This window comes from Planomonospora antibiotica, assembly GCF_014647955.1.
Lineage (GTDB): Bacteria > Actinomycetota > Actinomycetes > Streptosporangiales > Streptosporangiaceae > Planomonospora > Planomonospora parontospora.
The window spans coordinates 38945-62576 of record NZ_BMQE01000023.1 but is presented as its reverse complement, the minus strand read 5'-3'; the positions used below and the strand labels follow the sequence as shown (position 1 = coordinate 62576).

The following is a 23632-nucleotide window of genomic DNA, read 5'->3' as shown; positions in this document are numbered from 1 at the left end:
GGGCGAAGTCGCGATCGAATCACAACTTCTTGGACTCATCGTCCAAAAGCCGGAAACCTCACGTAACGTTCTACTTACCTCACGTCCATGCCGCCTCGTGTTCAGCTCCGGAAAGGGCGGCCGCGATGCGGCCCCCGACGAAGGGAAACGTCGTGACGACGGTTCGCAGCCTGGTCACCGTGGCGGTGATCGCTCCGATCGTGTCTGTCTCCGCGATGCTCGCCGCGGCGGGTCCCGCCCATGCCAAGGCGAGTCTGGACATGCCGTCACGGGTCACCTCGGACCGGAAGGTGACGATCTCGGGCAGGGTCGACCTGGTCTTCGACGCCGTGCTCTACGTCAACGGCAGGCAGGTCGCGAAGGGAGACCGGCGTGTCTCCTACGCCTGGGATCCCCGCAGGCGCCCGAACGGCCGCTACACCATCAGGCTCGTCGAACGAGGCAAGCTGCTGGGCGGGAGATGGGACGAGACGTCCCGGACGCTGACCCAGTCCGTTCCTCCGCGTTCGCCCGGCGGGGTGGGCGTCCGGCTGCGGGGCGACCGGGCCGTGCTCACCTGGAGCCGGGGGGCCGAGCCCGATCTCCGGGGCTACGAGATCTTCAGCAGCCGGACCGGCCGGGTCGGCGCCGTGGGGGTGAGCGGCGCGTGCGGCGGGGGCTCGTGCAGGGTGACCCTGGTGCTTCCCGCCAAGGCCGCGGGCAAGCGGATCGGGTTCACGGTGCGGGCGATCCGGAGCGACGGCAGAGGCGGCACCCTCGCCTCGGGCCGGTCGGCCGTCGCGGGGGTGAGCGTTCCGGTCCCCAGGGCCCGGGAACGCGCACGCTCCAGAGGAGACGAAGGGGACCCGCATGACGCGGGCGCCCGGCGGGAGGGCCGGAACCACGCGGAGGACGACCGCCGGTCCGGTGTCGAGAGCCTCCCCCGGTTGCCGCAGAAGGACACTCCGACGAGCCGGGCCCGGCCTGCGGAGATCGTCCCCGACGGGGGATCCGGAGCCCAGGAGGGCGGAGCCGGCACGGGGCCGGGCGCCGGTGGGGCCGGGAGCGGTACGGAGCCGGACACGGGCTCCGAGGCGGCCGACTCCGGCGCGGCGGGGAGGGCGGGAAAAGGGGGCGGGACGGGAAGGGCCGGTTCGGAGGTGGCGGAGACCGCGTCCGACGGGAGCACGGACGCCACCGGCCGACCCGGACCGGCGACGGACGGCACGGCCGGCCTGGGGCTTCTCATCGCCGGCGGAATGCTCCTGTTGCTCCTCGGGGCGCACGGCGGCGCGTGGGTCCGCCGCAGGTGGCTGACCGGCCGGGCCGACGGACGTGTGACCGGTGGATCCGGGGAAGGCATGACCGCCAAGGTCCTGAACGGAAGTGCCGTTCCGGGGTGGGACGGCGGTTCGCATGGCGGTGCCGCTGGTGGTGCCGCTTCGCGTGGTGGCGCCGTGCTGGATGGAGGCGACACCTCGCGGGGCGGCTCCGCCGCGGAGGGCACCGATACGCGCGGCGCCGCCCTCCGCGGCGACGGCGCCGGGGCGGCTCGGAGCCCGGCCGCCGGAAAGGCGCCGGGACCCCCTCGTCGCCCCGCGGTCATCCTCGCGGTGGTCCGGATGCCGTACTCCCGGCGACCGGCCGGGGGCTCCGCAGCCGGGCACCCCGTGACCTGCTCCTTCACCCGGTCCTTCACCGGGGGAGGCGGGAAGACATCGGATACGGCGTCACCTGGTGAGGCCGGTTCCTCCGGGGCGCGGCCGGGTGCGCCCGTGGAAGCCGGGCAGGCGGTGTCCGCTGAAGCCGGGAGGACCGAGCATGCGGCCCGGCCGGAGGAGAGCGGCGCGGCGGCGGAGATCCCGCATGCCCGTTTCGAATCGACGGGCTCCACCCTGCCCGCGGCGGCGCCGGCCCCCGAGATCGGCAGCGTCACCCCCGTGGCGGTCCGGAGCAGCGGAGGCCGCTGGGACGGCTACCTGCCGTCCGCACCCCGGTCGATCGAGGACAGCGGGTTCTGGGAACGGCCCCAACCCGGGGCGACGGACTTCTGGGCGGAGGACCGGGAGGAGGTCCGAGAGGAGGACGAACACGGCTCCGGCGCGCCCGGCGGGCTCCGTTCCGGCCGGCTCCGCCCTGGCGGTGGAGCGCGGTCTTGAACGGTGCCGCCGCGTGGCCGTCCCGAGGCGGCCACGGGACCCCGGTCCCGACGGCGGTGGAGCGCGGTCTTGAACGGTGCCGCCGCGTGGCCGTCCCGAGGCGGCACCGGGGCCCCGGTCCCGAACCCGGAGGCCCGTCTCGGGGATCCCTCCCGTGGATCCCCGTCGGATCTCTGCGGGGCCGCCGCGGGCTCACCCCGCGGGGCGGGTCCTGAGCCGCCTCCGTCATCCGTTCATCGAGAGGAGGACGGCGAGGAGGCGCAGGGCACCGGCCTTGTCCAGGGGGTCGTTGCCGTTTCCGCATTTGGGGGACTGGATGCAGGAGGGGCAGCCGCGCTCGCACTCGCAGGAGGCGATGGCCTCCCTGGTCGCGGTGAGCCATTCGAGGGCGCGGGAGAACCCCCGTTCGGCGAAGCCCGCGCCGCCCTCGTGGCCGTCGTAGACGAAGACGGTGAGCATGCCGGTGTCGGCGTGGAGCTCGGTGGAGACGCCGCCGATGTCCCACCGGTCGCAGGTGGCGAAGAGCGGGAGCATGCCGATGGAGGCGTGTTCGGCGGCGTGCGCCGCTCCCCCCAGGTCCAGCCCGGCCTCGGCCAGGGGTGAGATCGCCGAGGCGGGCAGCGTCCACCAGACCGCGCGGGTGCGCAGCGTTCGCGGAGGCAGGTCGAGCGCCTCGTCACCGAGGGGCTCGCCGCTCTGCAGGCGGCGCTTGAGGTAGGAGACGACCTGGCGGGTGACCTCCACCGAGCCGAAGTGCAGTTCCCCCGGACCGAGCGGATGGGAGCGGAACGACTCCAGGACGGAGATCTCGGTGACGTCCCTGGCGAAGGTCGTGTAGTCGGGAGTTCCCGCCTCGACCAGTGCGACCCCCGCCTCCAGGTCGAGCTCGGTGACGAGGAACGTCTCGCCCTGGTGCACGTAGACGGCTCCGGTGTGCACGGTCGTGTGGGCCGACGACTCGTCCACGGTCCCCAGGAGGCATCCGGTGGACAGCTCCACGACCTGCACGGGCGCCCCGCCGGAGCCCCGGATGTCGGCGAGGTCGGTCGCCCGCTCCCGCCTGGTCCAGAACCACCCCGACGGCCGCCGCCGGAGCAGGCCGTCGCCGACCAGCGAGGCGAGCACCTCCTTCGAGGTCGGACCGAAGATCTCCAGGTCCTCCTCGGTGAGGGGGATCTCTGCCGCCGCCGCGCACAGGTGCGGGCCCAGGACGTAGGGATTGCCGGGATCGAGCACGATCGCCTCCACCGGCCGCCCGAACAGGGCCTCCGGATGGTGGACCAGATAGGTGTCGAGCGGGTCGTCCCTGGCGATCAGCACGGCCAGCGCGTCCTGGCCCGCGCGGCCGGCCCGTCCGGCCTGCTGCCACAGTGACGCCCGGGTGCCCGGCCATCCCGCGATGAGCACGGCGTCCAGCCCCGACACGTCGACGCCGAGTTCCAGGGCGTTGGTCGTGGCCAGCCCGAGGAGGTCCCCCGACCGCAGCGCCCGCTCCAGGCCCCGGCGTTCCTCCGCGAGGTATCCGGCCCGATAGGCGGCGATCCTGCCGGGCAGGTCCGCGAGGCTCGTGAGGGGCGCCGGGGCGGTCCGGGACGGCGGACCGGAAGGGCCGGTCGGGTCCGCGCCGGGGGTGGGGCCCGCCGGGTCCGTCCTGGAGGTCGTTCCGGATGCCGTCCCGGCCGGGTCCGCCCGGGACCGGAGGCCGGAGAGGTCCGCCGGGTCCGTCCCCGGCGCGGGACCCGCCGGGCTCGTCGGGGACGGCGGAGGCTGGGAGAGCATGCCCGAAGGAGGCGGGGAGACCGTGCCCGAGGCCAGGTCGGAGAGCCTGGCCCGGGCGGACAGGGCCACGGATTCGGCGGCGCGCCGCGAACGGACGAAGGCGAGGGTGCGGGTCCCGTCGAGGACGAGGTCGGCGAGGAGGTCGGCGGTCTCCGCGGCGGCGGGCCGCCGGACCGGTGCGCCGCCCTCGCCCCGCAGATCGGTCAGGGGCGGCTCCCAGAGGGCGAAGGTGATCGAACCCCGGGGAGAGGCGTCCGTGGTCACCTCGGCCGTCTGGAGGCCCGTCAGGCGCATCGCGAAGGCCCCGGGGTCGCTGGCCGTGGCGGAGGCGAGGACGAAGACCGGGGACGAGCCGTACCGGGCGCAGACCCGGCGCAGGCGGCGCAGGATCTGCGCCACGTGGGAGCCGAAGACGCCCCGGTAGCCGTGGCACTCGTCCACCACCACCGTCCGCAGCCGCCGCCAGAAACCCGACCACCGGGCGTGGCCCGGCAGCAGGCCGCGGTGGAGCATGTCCGGGTTGGTGAGCACGTAGTTGGCGTGCCGCCGGATCCAGGCCCGTTCCTCGTAGGGCGTGTCGCCGTCGTAGGCCGCGGCGCGCAGGCCGGGCACGTCGAGTGCCTCCAGGGCGCGGAGCTGGTCGGCGGCCAGGGCCTTGGTGGGAGTCAGGTAGAGGGCGGTGCCCCCGTCCAGCACGGAGCTGAGCGCGGGGACCTGGTAGGCGAGGGACTTGCCCGAGGCGGTGCCGGTGGCGATGATCACGTTTCGGCCACGGTGAGCCAGCTCGGCGGCCTCCGCCTGATGTGGCCAAAGACCGAAAATACCCTGGTTCGCCCAGCGCGTAACCAGCGTCTCGCTGACCCAATCCGGCCATCGGGCTTGACCCGCCTGACGTGCTGGAACATGCTCCACATGGGTGACGCGCCCCCGACGTGCGGGAACGCCGAGCAGACGGGACAGCGGAGGGTCTGCTCGCGACGGGGAGGAAGAAGACGGGCTCACTGGTTTTCAGTCTCGCATCTGTGGGCAGAGTCGCCGGGAATCGTGATTTCGTATAGACACTGAGCGTACGCATGGTTGAATGCCGCGCGTCGGGGCTTGTCGTCTAGGGACCTCCAGGTCCCAGAAGTCACGCCTGAATCGTATTTTCGCAGGCAAGGCGCTGGAGGATCTGTGGATCTGAAGTTGGACCACCATTCCGAGGACCGTCTCACCATCGTCGAGGTCGAGGGTGAGATCGATGTCTACACCGCGCCCAGATTGCGTGAGCTCCTCATCGACCTGGTCAACAAGGGGAACTTCCACCTCCTGGTCAACATGGAGAAGGTCGACTTCCTCGACTCCACGGGTCTCGGCGTCCTGGTCGGCGGGCTCAAGCGCGTTCGGGCGCACGACGGCTCCCTGGAGCTCGTCTGCACCCAGGAGCGCATCTTGAAGATCTTCCGGATCACCGGCCTGACCAAGGTCTTCGGCATCTACGCCTCGGTCGAGGAGGCCAAGGAAGCCCACGGCCGAGACAAGTAGCCATGGCCACCGTCGAGCTGACGTTCAGCGCCCTTCCCGCCCACGTGCGTACGGCACGCCTGGTCGCCACCGCGATCGCGCGCCGTACCGGGGTGGAGGAGTCACTGCTGGACGAGGTACGGCTCGCCGTCGGTGAGGCCTGCTCCCGGGCGGTCGAGGCGCACCGCCTCCACTGCCCGGGGGAGCCGATCCGCATCGAGCTGTGCGACGACTCGGGGCGGTTCGAGGTGATCGTCACCGACGCGGCCCCGAGTGATGAGCTGGAGCGGCAGGAGCGCACCACGCCCTCTCTCGAAGACCTCCTCGGGAAGGTCCCCGACACGCTGATGTCCGGGTTCGGCATCGCGGTCATCGCGGGGCTGGCCGACGACGTCGAGGTCTTCCCGAGTCCGAAGGGCATGCGCATCCGCATGAGCTGGCCCGCCGCGCCGAACGGCCTGTCCCCGGTCTGACCCGGGGCGGCCCGTGGCCTCCGGGTGACGGCTTCTCCACGACCGGGCGCGCCCACAGGGGCGCGCCCGGTCGTCGTCATGTCCGGACCCGAGGGTCGCCGGATCCGCTCTCTCCGGGAACCCGCGGGATCCGCTCTCTCCGGGAATCCGCCGGACCCGCTCTCTCTGGGAATCCGCCGGATCCGCCCTCTCCTCGAGGGCCGGGCGTCCCCGCCCTCTCCGGGCACCCGTCGGATCCGCCTTCCCCGACCTGCCGTCTCGTCCTCCCCTGGGCCCGACGTCTCCGCCCGGCGAGCTCCGCAGATTTTCGGTCTTCTTTAACGGGGTAAATGTTGTAGGCCGAAATGTCGCGAAAATATGGACATGGGCGGCGCTCAGCAGCGTAAACGGTGGTATGGGCGGGCGGGTTCGCGGGCACTGTTGGACACGTCGCCGATTGGCGGTGTGCAGAGGCTTCATATCCGCGTCCTTGCTGCGTAGACTCCCCGCACCGGCCAAGGTTTGTCCTTCGGACGGGACCCTTGTCGGGTTCCGCTCCGAAAGAAGGTCTGTGGACGCAACCGGAAGCGGCACTGCCAATCGCCCGGACGTGCGCCGCCGACCCACCGCTCCACTCATCGCGACGCACTCCGGGCAGGACGTGTTCCCGTCTTGCCGAGGAGAGTCGGATGTCTGTCCATCTCGCCGCCGTCGATGAGACAGCGGTATCCCTGAGCGGCTCCCACCTGACCATCGTGGTCGTGGTCGCCGCCGTAGCCCTGCTCGCGCTCGCCGTCGCCGGCGGCCTCGTCCGCGAGGTGCTCGCCGCCGATCAGGGCACCGAGCGCATGCAGAACATCTCAAGGGCCGTGCAGGAAGGAGCCGCCGCATATCTGGGGCGGCAGTTCCGCACGCTCGCCGTATTCGTCATCGCCATTCCCTTCCTGCTGTATCTGCTTCCGGCGGTTTCGACGGAAGTAAGGATCGGCCGTTCAGTATTCTTCGTGATCGGCGCGGTTTTCTCCGCATTGACCGGATTCATGGGAATGTGGCTGGCGGTCCGGGGAAACGTCCGCGTCGCCGCCGCCGCCCGCACCGCCGGGGAGAAGACGGCGATGCGCATCGCCTTCCGCACCGGCGGTGTGGCGGGCATGTTCACCGTCGGCCTGGGCCTGCTCGGCGCCGCCATCGTGGTGTTCGTCTACAAGGGCGACGCCCCCGCCGTGCTGGAGGGCTTCGGCTTCGGCGCCGCCCTGCTCGCGATGTTCATGAGGGTCGGCGGCGGCATCTTCACCAAGGCGGCCGACGTCGGCGCCGACCTGGTCGGCAAGGTCGAGCAGGGCATCCCCGAGGACGATCCGCGCAACGCCGCCACCATCGCCGACAACGTCGGCGACAACGTCGGCGACTGCGCGGGCATGGCGGCCGACCTGTTCGAGTCGTACGCGGTCATGCTGGTCGCCAGCCTCATCCTGGGCAAGGTGGCCTTCGGCACCGAGGGCCTGGTGTTCCCGCTGATCGTGCCGATGGTCGGCGTGCTCACCGCGATCATCGGCATCTTCGTCACCTCTCCGCGCAACGGTGACCGCAACGGCATGGCGGCCATCAACCGCGGCTTCTTCATCTCCGCGGCGATCTCCGCGGTGCTGGTCGCGGCGGCCGCCTACCTCTACCTGCCGGCCAGCTTCGCCGAGCTGAACGGGGTGAGCCCGGCGATCGCGGCCGTCGACTCCGACCCCAGGCTCATCGCGATCGGCGCGGTGCTGATCGGCCTGGTCCTGGCCAGCGCCATCCAGGTCCTCACCGGTTACTTCACCGAGACCAACCGGCGTCCCGTACGGGAGATCGGGGAGAGCTCCGTCACCGGGCCCGCCACGGTCATCCTGGCGGGCATCAGCGTCGGTCTGGAGTCGGCGGTCTACTCGGCGCTGCTCATCGGCGGCGCGGTCTACGGCGCGTTCCTGCTCGGCTTCGGCAACGTCACCGTCGCCCTGTTCGCCGTCGCCCTGGCCGGCACCGGCCTGCTGACCACGGTGGGCGTGATCGTGTCCATGGACACCTTCGGCCCGGTCTCCGACAACGCGCAGGGCATCGCCGAGATGTCCGGCGACGTCGAGGGCGAGGGCGCCGCGGTGCTCACCTCGCTGGACGCCGTCGGCAACACCACCAAGGCCATCACCAAGGGCATCGCGATCGCCACGGCCGTGCTCGCCGCGACGGCGCTGTTCGGCGCCTTCCGGACGGCGGTGGAGTCCGAGCTGACCGGGGCCACGCAGGGGGTGAAGGACGCGTTGGGGTCCTTCGCCACGTTCAGCCTCGGCGTCGACTCGCCGAACGTGCTCGTCGGCCTGATCATCGGGGCCGCGGTCGTGTTCATGTTCTCCGGACTGGCGATCATGGCGGTCGGCCGGGCGGCCATGCGCGTCGTCTTCGAGGTGCGCGAGCAGTTCCGCACCAAGCCGGGCATCATGGCCGGCACCGAGCTGCCCGACTACGGCCGCGTCGTGGACATCTGCACCCGCGACTCGCTCCGTGAGCTGGCCACCCCCGGTCTGCTCGCGGTGATGACGCCGATCGCCGTGGGCTTCGCGCTCGGATACGCGCCGCTCGGTGCCTTCCTGGCCGGTGCCATCGCCTGCGGCACGCTCATGGCGGTGTTCCTGGCCAACTCGGGCGGCGCCTGGGACAACGCCAAGAAGCTGGTCGAGGACGGGCACCACGGCGGCAAGGGCTCCGAGGCCCATGCCGCGACGGTCATCGGCGACACGGTCGGCGACCCGTTCAAGGACACCGCGGGACCGGCCATCAACCCGCTCATCAAGGTGATGAACCTGGTGGCGCTGCTGATCGCCCCGGCCGTCGTGGTCTACGCCGACAACGTGGCGCTGCGGGTCGGCATCGCGGCGGTCGCCGTGATCGTGGTGATCGCCGCGGTGGTCGTCTCCAAGCGCCGCTCGGTGGACGACGACTCGGCGGCCGGGAACAACAGCCCGGACCGTGAGCCGGAGCCCGAGCCGATCGCCGGCTGAGCCCCGTACGGTCGACCCCCTGTACGGCCACCGTACGGCAGGGCACCGTACGGCAGGGCACCGTCGAAGGGGTGCGCGGGCGACCGCGCACCCCTTCCGCATGGGCGGGCGGTCCCGGTGGGAAACTGAGCGGTGACTCCTCCGCTCCCCGGGGAGGCGGATCCCGTCTCCCTCCGCCGGGGCAGCCGGAGGCGGCCGGGTCCCGGCCGCCGGGACGACACGACGACATCTCAAGAGGAGGGACGGCACGCCCCAGCCGGGAGTGCCGGGAACCCGATGGAACAGCAGCCTTCCGGGGGAAAGACGCTCATCATGATCCTGCTGGCGATGGCCGCGGTGTTCGCGGTGCTCGCCGGGATCGCCATGTGGGCGGCGAGGTGACGATGCGCACGCTGATCGTGCTGCGGCACGCCAAGGCCGCCCACCACTCCGGCCTCGCCGACTGGGAGCGTCCTCTCACCGAGAGGGGCGAGCACGACGCCCGCAGGGTCGGCGAGGTCCTCGCCGAGCTGGGGCTCCGGCCGGACCTGGTGCTCTGCTCTCCGGCCGTGCGGACCCGGCGGACCGCGGAGCTGGCCCTGCCCGGCGCGTCCGTCGAGTTCGAGCGGGACGTCTACGAGGCCTACGCCGACGACCTGCTCGCACTGCTCCGGCGGACCGGTCCCGACGTGGGCACGCTGCTGCTGGTCGGGCACAACCCCGGAGTCCACGAGCTGGTCATGGGGCTCACCACGCGTGACGGCGACCCCGGGTTCCCACCGGGTGCGTTCGCCGTCGTCGAGACCGCCGACGAGTGGGCGGAACTGGAGAACGGACGCGCGGTCACCCGGTGGAGCCCGAAGGACCGCTGACCCCGGACGGTCCTGCCCTCCGGCTTCGGCTGCGGACGGTCCGTACCCGCCCCGGGGCCGTGGGGCGCAGGCCGTACCCGGCCGGGCGGTCCGTGGGGCGCAGGCCGTACCCGCCCGAGGTCGGTGGCGGGCGGGCCGTTCCGGCTCAGCGGTCCGTGGCGGGCAGCCCGTCCTCCGCGTCGGCGGCCTCCACCTCGGCGCGGGAGATGCCGAGTAGGTAGAGGATCGAGTCGAGGTACGGCACGCTGACCGCGGCGTCGGCGGCCTGGCGGACCACCGGCTTGGCGTTGAACGCGATGCCCAGACCCGCGGTGGCGATCATGTCCAGGTCGTTGGCGCCGTCACCGATCGCCACGGTCTGGCTGAGCGGGATGCCCGCCTCCCGGGCGAAGCGCTCCAGGGCCCGCGCCTTCCCGGCCCGGTCCACGATCTCGCCGATCACCCGTCCGGTGAGCACGCCGTCCACCACCTCCAGGGTGTTGGCGGCGGAGTAGTCGATCCCGAGGTCGCGCACGAGGCCGTCGGTCAGCTGGGTGAAGCCGCCGCTGACGATCGCGAACCGGTAGTCGAGCCGCTTGAGCGTCCGCACCAGCGTGCGGGCGCCGGGGGTGAGCACGATCTCCTTACGGACCTTCTCGAAGATCTCCTCAGGGAGGCCTTCGAGCAGCGCCACCCGGCGGCGGAGGGACTCGGCGAAGTCGAGCTCGCCGCGCATCGCCTCCTCGGTGACCCGGGCCACCTCGTCCAGGCAGCCGGCGTGCGCGGCCAGCAGCTCGATCACCTCGGCCTGGATGAGCGTGGAGTCCACGTCCATCACGATCAGCCGCTTGGCCCTGCGGTACAGACCGGTCCGCTGCACGGCCACGTCCACCTGCTGGGCGTGCGCCTCGATGGCCAGCTCGGCCCGGAGCGCGTCCGGGTCGGCGCCGGAGACGGCGAGCTCGATGCAGGTCACCGGGTAGCTCGACAGCCGCTCGATCCGGTCGATGTTGGCCCCGGAGGCGGCGATCCGCCCCGAGATGCCGGCCATCGCGGCGGGATGCAGGGGCGCGCCGAGCACGGTGACGTGCAGTCGGCCGCGCCTGCGCTTCTCCTTGGTGTCGGAGCCGGTGGACAGCTCCACCTCCAGGCCCAGGTCCTCCGCGGTGCGCTCGACGGCGGTCCACAGCGCGCCGAGGGTGCCGCCGGTTCCGGTCGGGGTGTCGCCGGTGTAGGCGACGAGGACGCCGAGGGTGAGCCGGCCGCGGATGACGACCTGCTCGACGTCGGCGACGGCGACGGGGAAACCGGCCAGGACGGCGAAGAGCCGGGACGTGACGCCCGGACGGTCGGGACCGGTCAACGTGATCAGGAGCGTGCGCTGGTTCATCGATGCCTACGCTACTTGCCCCGGGAAACGTCCGGGTAAGTGGTTCATCATCCGGACGCCCGGTGTTCGCGGCCCGCCCGGCTCCGGCGTCACCCGCGGTTCCCGTCCCGGCCCCCGCCCCGGCAGGGCCGGTTGCGGCTCCGGCTTCGGCTGGGGTTCCGGCTCGGTTCCGGCTCGGCTCCGGCTTCGGCTCCGGCTTCGGCTCGGGGCTCGGCTCGGGTTCCGGTGGTGGCCTAGCCCGAGCCGAGATAGGCGATGACGGCGGCCACCCGGCGGTGGGTGTCGGGGCTGTTCTCCAGCGCCAGCTTCATGAAGATCGAGTTCACGTGCTTCTCGATCGCGGAGACCGACAGGTGCAGGGCCCGGGCGATGCCGCCGTTGGACAGGCCGTGGGCCATCTCGCGCAGCACGTCCAGCTCACGGGGGGTGAGCTCGGCCGGCGGCGGGCCGCCGCGCACGCCGCGCTTGGCCAGCAGGCCCTCCACCACCTTCGGGTCGATCACCGATCCGCCCGCGGCCACCGACCGGATCGCACCGAGCAGCTCGTCGATGTCCCCGACCCGGTCCTTCAGCAGGTAGGCCCGCCCCTCGGTGCCGTCCCGGAACAGGTCGAGGGCGAACACCGCGTCGGAGAACTGGGAGAGCACCACGACGCCGATGACCCCGAGGTCCCGCGCGGCCGCCCGGATGCGGTGGGCGGCGTCGACGCCCTCCATGCCCGGGCGCACCGGGTCGGCGGGGCTCGGCATCCGGATGTCGGTGACGACCACGTCGGGCCGGAACCGCCGGGCGGCGTCGAGCAGCTCACCGGCGGTGCCCACGGCGGCCACCACGGAGATCTCCCCGGTGGACTCCAGGAGCCGGCGGGTGCCCTCGCGCACCAGGTAGTGGTCCTCGGCCAGGACGACCCTGAGCGTAGCCGGAGTGGTCATGGGGAGATCATGCCCGCTGGACGGCCCGGTCGCATATGAGGCTGTCCGCACGGTGCGCGCCGCGCGCCGGGGTCCTCAACCGGACCTACGGCGCGCGCCGTACGCCCGCGTCTCCACCCGGACCTACGGCGCGCGGACGGGGTACGGCTAGCGGAGGACCCGGGTCCTGACCTTCACGTACTTCAGGTCCACACCGGTGTCGAGACCGTGGATGTCAAGGGTGTCGAGGCCGCCCGCGGGGACGTCGATCGAGGCCGTGGCGAACTCGGCGGTCGCGGTGCCCCGGGCGCTGCCCCGGAGCCAGACCTTGACCTTGACGGTGGCGGTCCTGCCGGGGTTCAGCCGGTCGAGCAGGCAGCCGACCTCGCGCCCGTCGGCCTCGCAGTACGAGCCGGAGGGGCCGGTGATCCGGACCTTGTAGGCCTGCTTGGGGACGTATCCGCCGACGTAGGCGATGTCGGTGTACCAGTCCCCGACGTTCTTGGTCTTGAGCGTGTAGGTGATCGTGCGGCCGGCGTACGCCCTGCGGGGGTAGTAGGCGGTCAGCTTCAGCGGCGACAGCGGGGGAGCCTGCTGTGCCGTCACCGGAGCGTTCGCGGCCCGGTGCTGGAAGGTCTGGGCGTTCGCGGTCTGGGGGGCGAGCAGCATGCCACCCGCCACGGTGAGGGCGGCGAGGGCGGTCAGGGGCCGGCGCATGGTCACTCCAATGGGGAGGCGATCGTTGCGACCAGCATGCGGAGATCGACTTGGAATCCTCTTGCGGCTGACTGGCCGGACAGGTGGCGGCCCGGCCGGTCAGCGGACGATCAGATGGAGGTCGCCGGCGGCCGAGCCCTCCGCCGGGGCGTGCACCTAGAGTTCTCCACGTGAACGGAGACCGGGACGCCGTCCTGCACGCGGTGAGCTCGGCCGTGCTGGCGGTGACCAGGCATCTGTCGGTCCGCGAGGTGCTCCAGGTGATCGTCCGATCGGCGCAGCGGCTGCTGGACGCCCGTTACGCGGCGCTGGGCGTGCCCGACGACGAGGGGGCGTTCGCCGAGTTCGTCGCCGAGGGCATCTCCGACGAGGAGTGGGCGGCCATCGGCCCGACGCCCCGCCAGCACGGGCTGCTCGGCGCGATGCTGCGCGAGGGCGCCCCGGTCCGGCTGCCGGACATCCGCCGGGACCCGCGGTTCGACTCCTGGCCGCGCGCGCACCCGGTGCTCAAGGACTTCCTCGGCGTGCCGATCCGCGACGGCGAACAGGTGCTCGGCATCGTGTTCCTGTCCAACAAGCGGGCCCCCGGCGGGTTCACCGAGGACGACCAGCGGCTGCTGACGATGTTCGCCGCGCACGCCGCGATCGCCCTCACCAACGCCCGCCTCTACGAGCGCGGCCGGGAGCTGGCGCTGGTGGAGGAGCGCACCCGGATGGCCCGCGAGCTGCACGACGCGGTGACCCAGAAGCTGTTCTCGCTCCGGCTCACCGCCCAGGCGGCGGCCTCGTTGGTCGCCCGCGACCCCGATCGGGCGGTGCGCGAGCTGGAGCGGGTGGAGCGGCTGGCCGGGGAGGCGCTGACCGAGCTCCGCGCGGTGATCGTGGAGTTGCGCCCGGCCGAACTCGACCGCCACGGACTGGCCGAGACGCTCCGCAAGCACGTCCGGCTGCTGGACCGGCTCCACCCGGCGTCGTTCACGTTCCGGCTGGGGGACGGGGGCGAAGGGGAGGCGCTGTGCGGGCTGGCGCCGGAGACCGAGGCGGCCGTCCTGCGGGTCGCCCAGGAGGCCCTGCACAACGCCGCCCGGCACGCCGCCGCGGAGGCGGTCGCCGTACGGCTGGGCTGCGAGGAGGGCCGGGTGGTGCTGGAGGTGCGCGACGACGGGACCGGGTTCGACGTGGCCGCGGCCGCCGGGCGCGGGCTGGGCGTCGCGTCGATGGGCGACCGGGCGCAGGCCCTGGGCGGGAGCGTGCGGGTGTCCTCGGAGCCGGGCGGCGGCACGCTGGTGCGGATGGAAGTGCCCCGGTGAGCGCCCGCACGGCGCCGGGACCGCGGGCGGGACGGGTACGGCGTGTGCCGGGACGGCGGGCGGGACGGGTACGGCGTGTGCCGGGACGGCGGGCGGGACGGGTACGGCGTGTGCCGGGACGGCGGGCGGGACGGGTACGGCGTGCGGTGGGCGGAGGCGGGAGGACGGTGGCGCGCGGGTGAGCGGCGGTGAGCGGGGCCGGACGATCCGGGTGCTGATCGCGGACGACCACCCGGTGGTCCGGCAGGGCCTGCGCACCTTCCTGGACCTGCAGGACGACCTGGAGGTGGTGGGGGAGGCGCGGGACGGCGCCGAGGCGGTGGAGCTGACCGGGTCGCTCGCGCCGGACGTGCTCCTGCTCGACCTGAGGATGCCGGTCCTCGACGGTCCCGGCGCGCTGGCCCGGCTCGCGGAACTCGGGCTGACGCCGCGCGTGCTGGTGCTGACCTCGGTCCCCGACCGGGACGACGTGGCCCCGGCCATGCGGGCCGGGGCGGCGGGCTTCCTCTACAAGGACGTCGAGCCCGCGGCGCTGGTCCAGGCCATCCGCGCGGTCCACGGCGGGCAGGTGCTGCTGGCCCCCGAGGCCGCCGAGGCGATGCTGGCGGGGGCCGCCCTCCCGCCCGGGAACGCGGCTCCGGCGGGGCCGGCGGGACCGGTGGTCCCGCTGACCGACCGGGAGCGCGAGGTGCTCGCGCTGATCGCCTCGGGCCGATCCAACCGGGAGATCGCCCGGGAGCTGGCGGTGGCGGAGAAGACGGTCAAGACCCACGTTTCCAACGTGCTGATGAAGCTGGGCGTGCAGGACAGGACCCAGGCCGCGCTCTACGCCGTACGGCACGGCCTGGCCTGACCGCCCTCCCCGGCCCGGATGCCGTCCCCGGGCCCGGGCGGCGTTCCCCTACATCCTCGCTGTCAGACCAGCTCGGTGATGGCGTGGTGGGCGGCCACGCGCGCGCGCCGCACCGCGCGGTCGAGGTCGCGCAGGGCATGGGCGCGGGTGGCGATCTGGCCCGAGGTGAGACCGCGGTCGTCGGCGACGCGGAGCGCCGCGGCGAGGCGGGCGGCCAGGGCCGCGACCCGGTGCGCGCGGGCGGGATAACCGGGGGCCAGGCCCTCGTCCGGCGGCTGCGCCCGGCGGTGGCCCTGGGCCGGACCCTCCACGCCGAGCAGGGCGTCGGTGGCCGCGCGCATCGCCAGCGTGAGGGCGTGCTCCGCCTCGGCCAGGGAGGGCACGTCGGGGACCGCGGCGGAGGCCTCGAACACGCTCCAGCGCACTCCGGAGTACGACGACCCGCGGAGGTCCGGCGCCGGGACCAGCCCGAGGCACCTTCCGGGGAGCACGGCGGTGACCGCCTGCCCGGCGTCGACGGCGGCGGAGGTGAAGGCGGGCGGACCGGTGAGGCCGAGCGGGTCGCCCGCCGTGGGAAGGGCCAGGCGCAGCGCGGCCAGGCCGTCGCCCCGCAGGTCGGCGAGGACGTTCCGGAGCGGGACGTCGCCGGCGGCGGTGGCGACGAGCTGGGGCCCGGCCTGCCGTTCCACCCGGTCGGCGGCCTGGTCCAGCCCCGTCTGCCCGGCGAGCCAGGCGTTGCCCCAGCAGACCAGCGTGGCCGAGATCGGTGAATCAGGGTGCACCGGTCCACGATATGCGCTCGCCCTGCAATAGGTTTTGATCCGAGCGATTGATGAGGAGGCGTGGCGCATGGGCGGTCAGGTGCTTCGGTTGCAGGACGTCACCGTCCGCAGGGACGGCGCGGTCCTGTTGCGGAACATCGAATGGACCGTCCACGAGGACGAGCGGTGGGTCGTGATCGGTCCCAACGGCGCGGGCAAGACGACGCTGCTCCAGGCCGCCGGGGCCATGCTCTTCCCGACCGAGGGCGTCGTGGAGGTCCTGGGCGAGCGGATGGGCCAGACCAACGTGTTCGACCTGCGCCCGCGCATCGGGCTGGCGAGCGCGGCGCTGGCGGAGCGGGTGCCGGCGGACGAGAAGGTCATCGACCTGGTGCTCACCGGCTCGTACGCGATCCTCGGCCGCTGGAAGGAGGAGTACGACTCCGCGGACGTCACCCGGGCGGTCGAGCTGATCGACCAGATGGGCTGCGCCCACCTGATCCGCCGCCGGTTCGGCACGCTGTCGGAGGGCGAGCGCAAGCGGGTGCAGATCGCCCGGGCGCTGATGCCGGACCCGGAGCTGCTCCTGCTGGACGAGCCCGCCGCCGGGCTGGACCTGGGCGGCAGGGAGGACCTGGTCCGCAGGCTCTCGGCCCTGGCGCACGACCCCAAGGCCCCCACGATGGTCCTGGTCACCCACCACGTGGAGGAGATCCCCAGCGGGTTCACCCATGCGCTGCTGCTCCGGCACGGGGCGGTGGTCGCCGAGGGCCCCATCGACCACGTCATGACCGCCGACAACCTCTCACGCACCTTCGGCCTCCCCCTCACCCTGGAGCGCGGCCTCGACGGGCGCTGGTACGCCCGGGCGCAACAGTTCTGATTCCATATGTGACTTACGCCACTGGGAAAAAGTAAAACGAAATATCATTCCGGGGACGAGAGCTCCATTTGACTCGACCGCCCGGAGTGGCCAATGGGACCGTCGTTCATCGCCGCCCTCATCGTGGTGGCCGTCGCAGGGTTCGCGCTGGTCCGGACGGTCCGGATCGTGCCCCAGGCCACCGCCGGGATCGTGGAGCGGCTCGGCAGATACCACCGCACCCTCCTGCCGGGCCTCAACCTGGTGGTCCCCTTCCTCGACCGGATCAAGGAGACGATCGACCTGCGCGAGCAGGTCGTGTCGTTCCCTCCGCAGCCGGTCATCACCTCCGACAACCTCGTGGTCTCCATCGACACGGTGATCTACTTCCAGGTGGTCGACGCCCGGGCGGCCACCTACGAGATCGCCGACTTCCTGGTCGGCGTCGAGCAGCTCACCGTGACCACGCTGCGCAACGTGGTCGGCGGCATGGACCTGGAGCGCGCGCTCACCTCCCGCGAGGAGATCAACAGCGAGCTGCGCGGGGTCCTCGACGACGCCACCGGCAAGTGGGGCATCCGGGTCAACCGGGTCGAGCTCAAGGCGATCGACCCGCCGGCCTCCATCCAGGACTCGATGGAGAAGCAGATGCGCGCCGACCGCGACAAGCGCGCCGCCGTGCTCACCGCCGAGGGACAGAAGCAGGCCGCCATCCTCACCGCCGAGGGGCAGAAGCAGGCGGCGGTCCTCAAGGCGCGGGGCGAGGCGGAGGCCGTGGTCCTGCGGGCCCAGGCCGACGCGGAGGCGAAGGCGATGCGGGCCAAGGGCGAGGCCGACGCGATCTCGATGGTGTTCCGGGCCATCCACGAGGGAAAGCCCGATCAGGCGCTCCTGGCCTACCAGTACCTGCAGACGCTCCCGCAGATCGCCCGGGGCGACGCCAACAAGGTGTGGATCGTGCCCTCGGAGATGGGCAGGGCCCTGGAAGGGCTGGGCGGCCTGTTCGCGAACGCCTCCGGCGGCGGGGGAGCGGGCGCGGGTGCCGGGGGAGCGGGCACGGGGGGTGCGAACGCCGCGGGTGCGGGGTCCGGCGCCGCGGCGCCGGGTCCGGAGGCGGGACCCGCGACGGGCCCGCCGGCTCCGGCCGGGGAGGGGACCCCGCCCGGACCGGGCGGGACACGGAAGGACACCCCCGCTCCCGGATGACGTCCGGGCTCCTCCTAGGGTGCGGTGAGTGCCGTGCACCGTCTGCGGGCGCGAGCCGTACGAGTGAGGAGGGCGTTCATGACGCCGTGGGAGGCGGTCGCGATCTTCGCGGCCGGGATCGGGGCCGGGGGCGTCAACGCCGTCGTCGGCTCCGGATCGCTGATCACGTTCCCCACGATGGTGGCGGTGGGCCTGCCGCCGATCGTGGCCAACGTCTCCAACAACATCGGGCTGGTGCCCGGATCGCTGACCGGGGCGCTCGGCTACCGTCCGGAGCTGAAGGGGCAGCGCGACCGGCTGGTGCGGCTGGGCACCGGCTCGGTGGCGGGCTCGCTCATCGGCGGCGTGCTGCTGCTCTACCTCCCGGCGAGCACCTTCAACGTGGTGGTGCCGATCCTGATCGGCCTGGCGTGCGTGCTGGTGATGGTCCAGCCGAGGCTCAGCACGTGGCTGAGCGCCTGGCGCGAGCACGCCCGCCCGCACGGCGGTCCCTGGCTCTGGCTCGGCGTCTTCGCGGCGGGGGTCTACGGCGGCTACTTCGGGGCGGCCCAGGGGGTGCTGCTCATCGGGCTGCTCGGCATCTTCCTCGACGACGGCCTGCAACGGGTGAACGCCGCCAAGAACGTGCTCTCCCTGCTGGTCAACGCGACCGCGGCGGTGCTGTTCGTGCTGGTGGCGGAGGTGGACTGGCGGGCCGTGGCGCTGGTGGCGGCGGGCGCGGCGATCGGCGGGTTCCTGGGCGCGAAGGTGGGCCGGAAACTGCCCGCCCCGGTGCTGCGGGTCTTCATCGTCTGCGTCGGCGTCGCCGCGATAGTCAAACTGGTGTACGGATAAAACCTACCCAGTATGGGTATGAATCAGGCATGAAGGGCGACAGAGTAGAGATCGTCATCGATGCCGGAGACACCTCACGGACCTACGAGGTCGCCGCGACGCGGGCGGGCCGCCGCGTGGAGATCTCCAACCGCCGCGGCGGCGTCGTCGAGGTGAGCGAGGTCACCCGGAGCGGTACGGCGGTGCGCACCGCCAGGTTCATGTCCAGCCGGGTCCTCGCCCTGGTGGAGCACCCGGCCGAGGGCGGCCCCGACGACTGAGGCCGTGGGTCCCCGACTCCCGACTCCCGACTGCCGACGACTGAGGCCGTGGCCGGACCGCCGGGCCCGTTGCGGCCGGACCGCGGGCGGAGCCGTCAGTTCTGCGCCGGGCGGACCTGGATGACCCCGTCACGGCGGATCCGGGTCTCGAACGACGGCTGGGGCGCGGTCCCCGGACCGTGCACGACGGCCCCGTCCGAGAGCCGGAACGTGCTCCCGTGCCAGGGGCAGACCACGCAGGCGGCTCCGCCCTCGGCGACCAGCCTCCCCTGGTGCAGCGGGCCGGCCAGGTGCGAGCAGTGGTCGGCGAGCACGGTGACCTCGCCGTCGACCCGCAGGACGAACAGGTCGATGTAGCCCAGCCGCCGGGCCACCGGCCGGCCGTCCGGCAGGTCGTTGAGGGAGCACAGGTCGTACCAGCCCAGCGGGACCAGATGGGTGACGGAGTCGGCGTGGTTGGCCCCGACGGCCTGCCGGTAGGCCAGGTGGCCGCCGAGGAAGCCGCCCAGACTCGCCGCGCCCAGCCCGGCGTACCCCAGCATGCGGCTGGCCCGCTCGCGCCCGCCGACCCGCAGCGCCAGCGAGGCGGCGTACAGGCCGAAGGCGGTGAGGTTGGTGACCGCGTGCACGAACCCGACCCGCTGCTGCTCGCGGTGGATGACCGACCAGTCCGTGACGCCGGCGGCCACCGTGGGGAGCGCTGCGCCGAGCCCGGCGGTGAGCACCGTCCGCGCGGCGCGGGAACCGGTCCCGGTCAGGTCGATCACCGAGGTCGCCGCCCAGGCGCCCACGACGAAGGTGGCCAGCGGCGGGTGCAGGGGCTTGCCGGTGGGGACGCCGTGGAGCAGGTCGCGCAGGCGCCCCGGCCCGATCCTGCGGCGCACCGCCTTGGCCAGGCCGCGGATCGGCCGGTCCATCCTCGACGACCGCTCGATCGGGCCGACGATGTTGATCGTCGATGCCAGATCCTTGAGGCTCCGACGCCCGGTCTGGACTGATTCCTTCACTCCCGCCCCCTCTCGACCATTAGGGACCTACCCGGGAACCGCGTTATGCACGCGCCAGATGTCCCCGGCGGACGGAGAGTTCGATGATCTCGGTGGCGTAGGCGCCGAGGGTCGGCGACCCCTCCTCGATGATCTTCACTTTCTCCAGCACCTGCTCCGCCGTCACCTTGTAGAGCGACCAGGTCCCGCCCTCGTTGTGGTGGTTGGCCATGATGGGCGCGATGCGGTCCAGGGCCTTGGCGAACCTGGCCTCGGGGGTCCTGCGCTCCTCGAACTCGTCCCAGAGCTCGCGCAGCCGTACCGCCTGGTCCTCCGGGAGCAGCCCGAAGATGCGGTCGGCCGCCTTGCGCTCGATGCCGAGCTGGGCCTCCACCGCCGGGGAGTCGTAGATGAAGGTGTCGCCGGCGTCGATCTCGACGATGTCGTGGACGAGCAGCATCGCGACGACCCTGTCCATGTCGGTCCCCGGAGGCGCGTGCTCGGCCATGACCATGGCCAGCATCCCCACGTACCACGAGTGCTCGGCGTCGTTCTCCCGCCGCGACCCGTCCATCAGGGTGTTGCGGCGGACGACGCGCCGGAGCTTGTCGATCTCCATGGCGAAGGCGAGCTGGGCGTGCAGACGATCCTGTGCTGGAGGGGTGGTCACGCGCGCAAGCCTAGTGCGCGCGTGAGGTCCTCTCCCGCCCGCCCACGGGCTCACGCGCGGCTGACGGTCACCGGAACCCCGTTGAACACGGCGTTCCCCGAGGGGACGTCGAGGGCGGAGGCGTCTGTCAGCACGTTCGCGCTGACCCCCGCGTGCTCGGCCGCGACCCGCTGCGAGGTCCCCTGATGACCCCAGCCGTGCGGCAGGCTCACCACTCCGGGCATGATCGAGTCGGTCGGCTCCAGCGGCACGGTCAGCTCCCCGACGGCGCTGCGCACCACGGCGTGCCCGTCCAGGCCGAGCCTGCGCACGTCGTCCGGGTTGATCTGCAGCGTGCAGCGGTTGCTCCCGCCGACCAGCGGCCCCACGTTGTGCAGCCAGCTGTTGTTGGAGCGCAGGTGCCGCCGCCCGATCAGGACCATCTCCGGCGGCGGCGCGGACGCCCGTTCACGCAGCCGCGCGACGTCCGCCACCAGCGCGGCCGGGGCCAGCTCCACCTTCCCCGAGGCCGTGCACAGCACCTCGCCCAGCCGGGGCCGCAGCGGGCCGAGATCGATCCCGTGCGGGTTGGCCCGCAGCTCGGCCAGGGACAGCCCGTGCGGACCGAGCTTGAGCATGGCGTCCAGCCGCAGCTCCGCCCCGCTCGCGCCCTCGAGCCCGGCGCGCAGCTCGGCCGGGTCCCGCCCCTCGACGGGCGAACCGGGCGTCTCGACGGCCCGGCGCAGCATCCGGTCCAGGATCAGCTCGTCGAGCAGGGCCGGGTCGGCGTCCGCCCCCTGCCCGGAGGCGATCAGCGTCAGCCGGGCGAGGATCTCCGCCTCGGAGGGCCGCCCCGGCTCCGGCGGCAGCACCGGAGGGGAGAACCTGGTGTAGTCGCGCACCGCGAACGCCAGCAGGGAGAAGTCGTAGTGCGGCGAGTGCAGCACCGGCGGCGGCGGGAGGACGACGTCCGCGTGCCGGGTCGTCTCGTTCAGGTAGGGGTCGACGCAGACCATGAACTCCAGGCCGCGCAGCGCCTCCTCCAGCCGGGGCCCGTCCGGGGCGGAGAGCACCGGGTTGCCCGCCACCACGACCAGCGCCCTGACCTGCCCCTCGCCGGGGGTCTCGATCTCGTCGGCGAGCGTGGCCACCGGCAGCTCGCCGTTCGCCTCCGGCAGGTCCCGGACGCGGCTGCGCCAGCGGCCCGTGGTGTACGGCTTGCGCCTGCGCCCGGTCTCCGTGGCGGGGGTGGCGAACATGACCCCGCCGGGACGGTCGAGGTTGCCGGTCAGCACGTTGACCGCGTCGACCAGCCACTGCGCGAGGGTGCCGAACTCGGCGGTGCACGTGCCGATGCGGGCGTAGACCGCGGCGGTGGGAGCCGCGGCCAGTTCGCGGGCGAGCCGGACGATGACGTCGGCGGGCACACCGCAGGTCTCCGCCACGGCCTTGGGGGAGAAGTCCTCGGCCAGGGCGCGCAGCTCCGCCAGGCCCTCGGCCTCGACGCCCACCGAGGTGAGGTCCTCGGCGAAGAGCGTGTGGACGATGCCGAACAGCAGGTGGGCGTCGGTGCCGGGCCGGACGAACAGGTGCTCGTCGGCGAGGGCGGCGGTCCGGGTGCGGCGCGGGTCGACGACCACGAGCCGGCCGCCCCGCGCGCGCAGCGCCTTCAGCCGGCCGGGGAAGTCGGGTGCGGTGCAGAGCGAGCCGTTGGACTCCAGCGGGTTGGCGCCGAGCATCAGCAGGTAGTCGGTGCGGTCCAGGTCGGGCACCGGGACGGCCATCGGGTCGCCGAACATCAGGCCGCAGGAGACGTGCTTGGGCATCTGGTCGGCGGTGCTGGCGGAGAAGACGTTGCGGGTGCCGAGGGCGCGGATCAGCGGCGCGCCGTACAGGGCTCCGGCCATGGTGTGGGCGTTCGGGTTGCCGAGGTAGACGGCCAGGGCCTGGCGCCCGCGGGCCCCGGCCACGCCGGTCAGGCCCTGTTCGACGGCGCGGAAGGCCTCCGGCCAGGCGGCCTCGCGCCACTCGCCGCCGGTGCGGATCATCGGGGTGCGCAGCCGGTCGGGGTCGGAGTCGAGGCGACCGAGGCTCGCGCCCTTGGGGCAGATGAAGCCCCGGGAGAACGGGTCGTCCGGGTCGCCCTTCACGGAGGTGACGTGCCCGGCGTCGTCGAGCGTGAGCCGCAGGCCGCAGACGGCCTCGCAGAGGGGACAGGTCCGGTGGGCGGTTCGCATCGGCGCTCCTGGGTTCGATGAACGAACCCATCATTGCCCGCCGCCGCCGCGAGGGAAAGCCCCGGGACCGGGGTTCCGCGCTCGAACCCCGGGGAGGGCCCGGCGGGGGTGAGGGGTCTCCGGCGGGCGGTGGCGGTCGTTGCGGGCGTTACGCGGCGACGTTCTCGCCCACGTCCCCGCCGGCGTAGATGCGCTCGGCCTTCTGCAGATCGAACAGGGGGTTGCGGTAGCGACGGGCGCCGAAGCCGGTCCGCTCCACGGTCCAGCCGAGGCGGTAGGCCCACTCGTCCTGGTCCATGCAGAGTTCGTCGTCGGCGCGGTCGACCAACCGGGCGAGCCGGGTCTTGATTCCGGAGATCCCGTTGATACTTTGGACGTACATGGGAGGCTCCTTTCGTGGCGTGATGCGGAGCTCTTGTGAACGGCATCCGGGCCGGTGGCCGCCGGCCTGATGCGTTTTCGCCTTTTGAGGCTTTTTCTGATGTGTGCGACCGCGAGCCGTCGCCTGCCCTTCCCTCTCGTTCCCGTGGTCCGTCTGCCTCCCTGGAAGCCGTCGGCGGCGCGTCCGAGGCGGCGCCGCCGGTCTTCCGAGTGGGCGGATCCTCCCCGTAACCAGATGCTCCCCCCGGGTGTCAAATGCTGCAATACTCTGCTGCCAGAAATATCGAGAAATTTTCATGGAATCTCTGCTGCATCTCTCCGTGCAAGTTGCATGGCAAGGAGAAGCCGGCAGCAGGAGGGGAACACCGGGGGCGGGACGGCTCCCGTGTGACCGGAGAGAGTCGGATTCTCCGTAAATCATTGCCATCCGACGCCATGGTCGAGGGAAACCCCTATAGCCAACCCTCTGCCGGGGGAAGGGTTGCGGCAAGCTCTCATGGCGGGAATATGGAGAGAAGGCTCGCAGGCTCGCGTGCAAATTGCA

The 23632-nt window shown here is 72.7% G+C and carries 20 protein-coding genes; 11 read left to right on the top strand and 9 right to left on the bottom strand.

Features of this window, described 5'->3' with window-relative positions; translation table 11 throughout:
* Window positions 1-152: 152 nt before the first annotated feature.
* Window positions 153-2138 carry a hypothetical protein gene (locus tag IEZ06_RS20965; protein WP_189238400.1) on the top strand — a complete coding sequence of 662 codons (1986 nt, stop codon included), beginning with the start codon at window positions 153-155 and terminating at the stop codon, window positions 2136-2138.
* A 225-nt stretch (window positions 2139-2363) separates the two neighbouring features.
* Here IEZ06_RS20965 and IEZ06_RS20960 read toward each other — a convergent pair whose 3' ends face one another.
* Complete coding sequence (locus tag IEZ06_RS20960; protein WP_505852370.1) at window positions 2364-4919, bottom strand: DEAD/DEAH box helicase; 2556 nt, start codon at window positions 4917-4919, stop codon at window positions 2364-2366.
* Window positions 4920-5090: 171 nt separating this feature from the next.
* Between IEZ06_RS20960 and IEZ06_RS20955 the strand changes: the two genes are divergently transcribed.
* The 4 genes from IEZ06_RS20955 to IEZ06_RS20940 all read left to right on the top strand — a co-directional run bounded on the left by IEZ06_RS20955 (window position 5091) and on the right by IEZ06_RS20940 (window position 9752).
* Window positions 5091-5441: an STAS domain-containing protein gene (locus tag IEZ06_RS20955; RefSeq protein WP_012887265.1), complete on the top strand. Its 351-nt coding sequence runs from the start codon at window positions 5091-5093 to the stop codon at window positions 5439-5441.
* Between the two features lie 2 nt (window positions 5442-5443).
* Window positions 5444-5893, top strand: a complete 450-nt coding sequence (locus tag IEZ06_RS20950; RefSeq protein ID WP_189238399.1) for an ATP-binding protein — start codon at window positions 5444-5446, stop codon at window positions 5891-5893.
* A gap of 668 nt (window positions 5894-6561) precedes the next feature.
* A complete protein-coding gene (locus IEZ06_RS20945; protein ID WP_189238398.1) occupies window positions 6562-8901 on the top strand; it encodes a sodium-translocating pyrophosphatase in 2340 nt (779 codons plus the stop codon).
* A 383-nt stretch (window positions 8902-9284) separates the two neighbouring features.
* Window positions 9285-9752 carry a SixA phosphatase family protein gene (locus tag IEZ06_RS20940; protein ID WP_229798470.1) on the top strand — a complete coding sequence of 156 codons (468 nt, stop codon included), beginning with the start codon at window positions 9285-9287 and terminating at the stop codon, window positions 9750-9752.
* Between the two features lie 145 nt (window positions 9753-9897).
* Here IEZ06_RS20940 and serB read toward each other — a convergent pair whose 3' ends face one another.
* The 3 genes from serB to IEZ06_RS20925 all read right to left on the bottom strand — a co-directional run bounded on the left by serB (window position 9898) and on the right by IEZ06_RS20925 (window position 12749).
* The gene (serB, locus tag IEZ06_RS20935) at window positions 9898-11121 is read right to left on the bottom strand and encodes a phosphoserine phosphatase SerB (RefSeq protein WP_189238396.1); all 1224 of its coding nucleotides are present in this window, start codon (window positions 11119-11121) and stop codon (window positions 9898-9900) included.
* 233 nt (window positions 11122-11354) lie between these two features.
* Window positions 11355-12053, bottom strand: coding sequence for a response regulator transcription factor (locus IEZ06_RS20930; RefSeq protein WP_189238395.1), 699 nt, complete (start codon window positions 12051-12053; stop codon window positions 11355-11357).
* 147 nt (window positions 12054-12200) lie between these two features.
* On the bottom strand, window positions 12201-12749 hold the full coding sequence (locus tag IEZ06_RS20925) for a hypothetical protein (RefSeq protein WP_189238394.1): 549 nt from the start codon (window positions 12747-12749) through the stop codon (window positions 12201-12203).
* A 170-nt stretch (window positions 12750-12919) separates the two neighbouring features.
* Here IEZ06_RS20925 and IEZ06_RS20920 point away from each other — a divergent pair, with 170 nt between their 5' ends.
* On the top strand, window positions 12920-14059 hold the full coding sequence (locus IEZ06_RS20920; RefSeq protein WP_189238393.1) for a GAF domain-containing sensor histidine kinase: 1140 nt from the start codon (window positions 12920-12922) through the stop codon (window positions 14057-14059).
* Window positions 14060-14237: 178 nt separating this feature from the next.
* Window positions 14238-14912 (top strand): response regulator, encoded by a 675-nt coding sequence (locus IEZ06_RS20915; RefSeq protein ID WP_189238392.1) that lies wholly within the window; start codon window positions 14238-14240, stop codon window positions 14910-14912.
* Window positions 14913-14974: 62 nt separating this feature from the next.
* Here IEZ06_RS20915 and IEZ06_RS20910 read toward each other — a convergent pair whose 3' ends face one another.
* The gene (locus IEZ06_RS20910) at window positions 14975-15694 is read right to left on the bottom strand and encodes an Rv1486c family protein (protein WP_189238391.1); all 720 of its coding nucleotides are present in this window, start codon (window positions 15692-15694) and stop codon (window positions 14975-14977) included.
* Between the two features lie 67 nt (window positions 15695-15761).
* Here IEZ06_RS20910 and IEZ06_RS20905 point away from each other — a divergent pair, with 67 nt between their 5' ends.
* The 4 genes from IEZ06_RS20905 to IEZ06_RS20890 all read left to right on the top strand — a co-directional run bounded on the left by IEZ06_RS20905 (window position 15762) and on the right by IEZ06_RS20890 (window position 18835).
* Complete coding sequence (locus IEZ06_RS20905) at window positions 15762-16556, top strand: ABC transporter ATP-binding protein (protein WP_189238390.1); 795 nt, start codon at window positions 15762-15764, stop codon at window positions 16554-16556.
* A 93-nt stretch (window positions 16557-16649) separates the two neighbouring features.
* Window positions 16650-17741: an SPFH domain-containing protein gene (locus IEZ06_RS20900; protein ID WP_189238389.1), complete on the top strand. Its 1092-nt coding sequence runs from the start codon at window positions 16650-16652 to the stop codon at window positions 17739-17741.
* Window positions 17742-17819: 78 nt separating this feature from the next.
* Window positions 17820-18575: a sulfite exporter TauE/SafE family protein gene (locus IEZ06_RS20895; protein WP_189238388.1), complete on the top strand. Its 756-nt coding sequence runs from the start codon at window positions 17820-17822 to the stop codon at window positions 18573-18575.
* 29 nt (window positions 18576-18604) lie between these two features.
* Window positions 18605-18835: a DUF8836 family protein gene (locus IEZ06_RS20890; protein ID WP_189238387.1), complete on the top strand. Its 231-nt coding sequence runs from the start codon at window positions 18605-18607 to the stop codon at window positions 18833-18835.
* 95 nt (window positions 18836-18930) lie between these two features.
* Here the strand turns inward: IEZ06_RS20890 and IEZ06_RS20885 are convergent, their stop codons facing one another.
* The 4 genes from IEZ06_RS20885 to IEZ06_RS20870 form a co-directional block, all read right to left on the bottom strand.
* Entirely contained in the window at window positions 18931-19842 is a 912-nt protein-coding gene (locus IEZ06_RS20885) for a Rieske (2Fe-2S) protein (RefSeq protein WP_203872040.1), read from the bottom strand.
* Window positions 19843-19885: 43 nt separating this feature from the next.
* Window positions 19886-20440 carry an HD domain-containing protein gene (locus tag IEZ06_RS20880; RefSeq protein ID WP_229798494.1) on the bottom strand — a complete coding sequence of 185 codons (555 nt, stop codon included), beginning with the start codon at window positions 20438-20440 and terminating at the stop codon, window positions 19886-19888.
* Between the two features lie 101 nt (window positions 20441-20541).
* Window positions 20542-22707 carry a molybdopterin-dependent oxidoreductase gene (locus tag IEZ06_RS20875; RefSeq protein ID WP_189238386.1) on the bottom strand — a complete coding sequence of 722 codons (2166 nt, stop codon included), beginning with the start codon at window positions 22705-22707 and terminating at the stop codon, window positions 20542-20544.
* 148 nt (window positions 22708-22855) lie between these two features.
* Window positions 22856-23089, bottom strand: coding sequence for a hypothetical protein (locus IEZ06_RS20870; RefSeq protein ID WP_189238385.1), 234 nt, complete (start codon window positions 23087-23089; stop codon window positions 22856-22858).
* Window positions 23090-23632: the final 543 nt, after the last annotated feature.